Source organism: Actinocorallia lasiicapitis (assembly GCF_054778695.1).
In genome coordinates this window covers 1-1,315 of record NZ_BAAGZI010000730.1, presented here as the reverse complement: position 1 = coordinate 1,315, position 1,315 = coordinate 1, and the positions used below count along the sequence as shown (strand labels likewise).

The 1,315-nt window shown below is 70.3% G+C and carries 1 protein-coding gene; it reads right to left on the bottom strand.

Annotated features, from left to right (window positions below; genetic code table 11):
* Positions 1-1,051: ABC transporter ATP-binding protein (locus tag ACYVE7_RS34190; protein ID WP_460370743.1), on the bottom strand; the 1,051-nt coding region annotated here is incomplete at its 3' end.
* Positions 1,052-1,315: the final 264 nt, after the last annotated feature.

Here is a 1,315-nt window from a genome sequence, read left to right as displayed (position 1 = left end):
TGGTGTCGGAGGCGTCCGGGCGGGGCCGGTTGCGGGCGCGGCGGCCGACCGTGTCGACGTCGACGCCCGGGATGTTGGCCTGCGCGAACGCCATCCACTCGTGGCCGCGGAACTCGGCGGTGCGGAGCTTCGCGCTGAGCACGGGACGGCCGTCGGGCGCGGTCACCGGGTGGAGGCCGTCGGGGCGGACGCCGACGATGACGGGCGCGCCGTGCAGCGGGATGAACGCGCCGGCGCGCGGGTCGGACCAGGGCAGCGTGATCTGCTGGTCGCCGAGCTGGATGACGACGCCCTCGCCCTGGACGGCCCAGGCGGTGCCGCCGAGCAGGTTGATCTGCGGCGAGGACAGGAAGCTGGCGGTGAACACGGTCGCGGGGTCGTCGTAGACCTGCTGCGGGGTGCCGAGGTCCTGGAGGACGCCGTCGCGCATGATGCCGATGCGGTCGGCGAGGGTCAGGGCCTCGACCTGGTCGTGGGTGACGTAGATGGTGGTGGCGCCGAGGCTGCGGACCATGCCGCCGAGCTCGGTGCGCAGTTCGGTGCGCAGCGAGGCGTCGAGGGAGGACAGCGGTTCGTCCATCAGGAAGACCTGCGGGTCGCGGACCATCGCCCGGCCCATCGCGACGCGCTGCCGCTGCCCGCCGGACAGGGTGGCGGGGCGGCGGGCGAGCAGGGTGTCGAGGCCGAGCGCGCGGGCCATCTCGGTGACCTTGCCGTGGGTCTCGGTGGCGTCCTCACCGGCCAGTTTCAGCGGGAAGCTGATGTTCTCTCGGACGCTGAAGTGCGGGTAGAGCGCGCCGCTCTGGAAGATCATGGCGACGTCGCGGTCCTTGGGCGGGAGCTCGTTGGCGAGTTTCCCGCCGAGCCACAGGTCACCCGAGGTGATCTCCTCGAGGCCGGCGATCATCCGCAGGACGGTGGACTTGCCGCAGCCGGACGGGCCGAGCAGGACGAACACTTCGCCGTCCCGGATGTGCAACCGCATGTTGTCCACGATGCACTGGTCGGACGAGTAGAACTTGCTCACACCGTCGAGGACGACGTCGGCCATGCGGGGTCCACCTTGCGCGCCAAAAGAGTTGATCGGAATGTGTGCCAGCGCACAATCTAGGGCAAACCCGAAAAGAAAAGAAGCTTTCCCATATCCTAGACCGTTAAGACTGCGTTACTTACCGGTCAGTAGCAGTTCGCCCAGGTCAAGGCGGCGGCGCAGTTCCGCGGAGTCGGCCGCGACCGCGGTGACCAGGGCGCCCTCACCCGCGAGCGGCAGCACGCCGTAGCCGTCGCCGCCGAGCGCGCGGCGCGCAAGGCCGGG